The sequence below is a fragment of the Streptomyces sp. SID9727 genome (assembly GCF_010550605.1).
Taxonomy (GTDB): domain Bacteria; phylum Actinomycetota; class Actinomycetes; order Streptomycetales; family Streptomycetaceae; genus Streptomyces.
Genome location: NZ_JAAGNI010000198.1, coordinates 1 through 3,018, shown reverse-complemented (window position 1 = coordinate 3,018; position 3,018 = coordinate 1). Strand labels below are relative to the sequence as shown.

The window sequence follows — 3,018 nt, the reverse complement described above, 5'->3', positions numbered from 1 at the left end:
ACGGCACCCGGGCCGCGGGCCGGGCCCCGCGCCGGGCCCGGGCGGCTGTCCGCCGCGCCGCGTACGGAACACGGGCGCACCGGGGCTGCGGCCCGGTGCTGGAGAGGTCGGGCGGCCATGCGGAGAACATGCGTCATCGGGGCGGGCCCGTCGGGGCTCGCGGCGGGCAAGGTCCTCACCTCGCGCGGCATTCCTTTCGACTGCTACGAGGCCGGTTCGCACATCGGCGGGCTCTGGCGCTACGAGAACGACAACGGCATGTCGGGGGTGTACGCGTCGCTGCACGCCAACATCTCGAAGGAGAGCATGTCGTTCTCCTCGCTGGCCATGCCCGCGGACGGGCCCGTCTTCCCCCATCACAGCCAGGTACTCGCCTACCTCGAGGAGTACGCGGCCTCGTCCGGTCTGCACCGGCACATCGCGTTCGGCACCGAGGTGACGTCCGTACGGCCCCTGGACGGCGGCGGCTGGGAAGTCGTCCACCGGAGGCGCGGGGACACGGGCGCCGGGTCCGTGACCCGGCGGTACACCGAGGTGGTGGTGGCCAACGGCCACCACTGGGACCCGCGCCTTCCCGACCCAGCCGTCCCGGGCGCCGAGGAGTTCGAAGGGCTGTCCGCGCATTCGCACGCGTACCGCACTCCGGAGCCGTACGCCGGCCTGCGGGTGCTGGTCGTCGGCATGGGCAACTCGGCGTGCGAGATCGCCGCGGAGATCTCCCGCACGGCCGCACGGACCTACCTGTCGGCACGTGACCCGGTCCACGTGTTCCCCAAGATGCTGCTCGGCCGCCCGGCGGACCACTTGGCCGTGAGTCCGCTGGCCGCGCTGCCACGCTTCGTCAAGGGCCCGGCCATGACACTGCTCCTGCGGCTGAGCAGGGGCGCCCCGGAACGGTACGGACTCCCCCGGCCGGCCCGCGGGCCGCTCGTCGCGCACCCGTCGTCGTCGGACGAGCTCCTGGTTCAGCTCGCCCGTGGCGCGGTCACGCCCAAGCCGGGCCTGAGCTCGTTCGGCCGGGACTCGGCGGCGTTCACCGACGGCAGTCGAGAGACCGTGGACGCGGTCGTGTACGCGACCGGTTACTCCCTCTCCTTCCCGTTCCTGAGCCCGTCCGTCTTCGCCGCCCCGGACGGGCGTACGGACCTCTACCTGCGCACGGTTCCGCCCGGGCTGCCCGGGCTCTACTTCATGGGGCTCGCCCAACCGGCCGGTGCGGCCTTCCCGCTGCTCGAACCCCAGGCGCAGTGGATCGCCGATCTGATCGAGGGAACGGTCGCGCTCCCGGCGCCGGAGCGGATGGTCCGGGCGATCCGTCGCGAGCGCCGCCGCGATTCCGGAACCTACGTGCCCACCTACCGCCACGGGATCGAGATCGACGTCCGCGCCTACCAGAAGGTCCTCCGCCGGGAGCTCCGGGCAGGCCGGCGCCGCGCTCGCGGCGCCCGCCCGGCGGGCGTGTGAGGGGCGCGGGGGCTCAGCGCGGCGCCACGGTCTCCGCAAGCTCCGCCACGGCCCGTTCCCACAGATCCGCCAGCTCCCCGCCCAGGTGCAGGCCGCTGTCGACGACGACGGAGACCTCGGCCCACTCGCCGAAGAACGAGAGCCCGACGGCGAAGAGGTGCCCGGGCACGACCAGCGGCAGCAGGGCGGTCCCCGTCACCTGGGTCTCACCCAGGCTGCCCCGGTGGGCGAGTGGCATCGAGGTGGCCATGACGTTGGTGACGCGTGGGGAGAGCACCCGGCGCATGTACCACGCGGTGGGGCGGGCCGGCATGTGGCGGACCAGGTCTCCGATCGCCTGCCGCCACGCGGCGCCTCGCAGCTTCCGCGTCACCGCCGTGACGTGGTCCAGCCGCAGCCGGGCCGCGCCCGGGTGCGCCGGTGCGATGTGCACGGGCAGTTCGAGCGGCAGGGCGAAGCAGCGGTTCCCCCAGGTCTGCTCCTCGTCGGGGCGCCGTGCGTCGACCGGGAGCACCGCCGTGGCCCGCGGCAGGGGGATGCGCGCCTTCTCCGACCAGGCCGCCAGCGCTCCGGCGAGCGCGGCGAGATGCGCGTCGTGCGCCGAGCCGCCCCCGGCGGCGCCGATGCCGCGCAGGGTGTCCGCCGGCACGCGTCCCCGGTACAGCCGCCGCTCCCCGGTCGGCGCGAACCCGGTGACCGGGCGGTACCGGCGTACGAGCGTGCCGGCCGCGAATGCCGCAGCGAGCCGGAGGGCCGTTGCCACCCGGCCGGGCACGGCGGAGCGGCGGCCCGGTGCCGGCACCGGGCGGCCCGAGGGTTCTCCCTCGCCGAGCAGGGTACGGAAGGCCATGGCCGCCGCCGAACCGTCCTGGCAGGCGTGGCGGAGGCGGTAGCACACGGCGTACGCGTCGTCGGCGTGGCCGTGGACCAGCCAGATTCCCCAGTAGGCGCCGGGCGCGAAGGGGGCGTTGAGCGCACCGTGCAGGGCGGCGTCCCATCCGGCGGGCCCGTCGGCGACGGACTCGTGGACATGGTGGTCCACGGCGAAGTCCTCGTCCGGCTGCCAGCGCGGCCGCCGGCCGCCCGTCACCCGGCTCGTCATCAGGGGGACGCCGCGCAGGCAGTACGCGACGTAGGCGCGGAGGTCCGCGAGCGCGGGGGGCGGGCCGCTCAGGTAGGCGATGCCACCGGTGTCCCAGCGGACGTCGGGGCGTGTCCGTTCCAGGTCGAGGAAGGCACGGTCCACGGGATGGACGCGCAGGTGTGCGGGGGCGGAGGGTCGTTCGGGCGGGGCTGCCGGGGGCGTCTCGCCGGGGTGACCGGCCGAGGGTGCGGGCCGGGCCGACGGGAGGGGCGTGGTGGACGGCGATGACTCCGCCTGCGAGGCGGACCGGCCGGGAACGGACATGGGTGTGGACTCCATCGTGACGGGCCCGCGCGCTGACGTGCGCCGGGACGGGGTGCCGGGCGGCGAGCACGGCGCGCGGCGGAGGAAGGCGGCGCGTGCCCGCCGCGCACCCCAGGATGGCCACCGGCCACGCGGGGTCCGTACCG

2 protein-coding genes are annotated in these 3,018 nt (G+C 75.4%); one reads left to right on the top strand and one right to left on the bottom strand.

All coding sequences use genetic code 11. The annotated features are described in order from the left end of the window. Positions 1-117 precede the first annotated feature (117 nt). The gene (locus G3I41_RS13410) at positions 118-1,464 is read left to right on the top strand and encodes an NAD(P)-binding domain-containing protein (protein ID WP_164400442.1); all 1,347 of its coding nucleotides are present in this window, start codon (positions 118-120) and stop codon (positions 1,462-1,464) included. Positions 1,465-1,477: 13 nt separating this feature from the next. On the opposite strand, the gene G3I41_RS13405 is transcribed toward G3I41_RS13410, so the two are convergent. After that, positions 1,478-2,872, bottom strand: a complete 1,395-nt coding sequence (locus G3I41_RS13405) for a wax ester/triacylglycerol synthase domain-containing protein (RefSeq protein WP_164400441.1) — start codon at positions 2,870-2,872, stop codon at positions 1,478-1,480. Positions 2,873-3,018: the final 146 nt, after the last annotated feature.

Bases quoted from the DNA above. Each gene is read 5' to 3' on its own strand.
- G3I41_RS13410 (WP_164400442.1), top strand. From the start codon at position 118: ATGCGGAGAACATGCGTCATCGGGGCGGGCCCGTCGGGGCTCGCGGCG.
- G3I41_RS13405 (WP_164400441.1), bottom strand. From the start codon at position 2,872: ATGTCCGTTCCCGGCCGGTCCGCCTCGCAGGCGGAGTCATCGCCGTCC.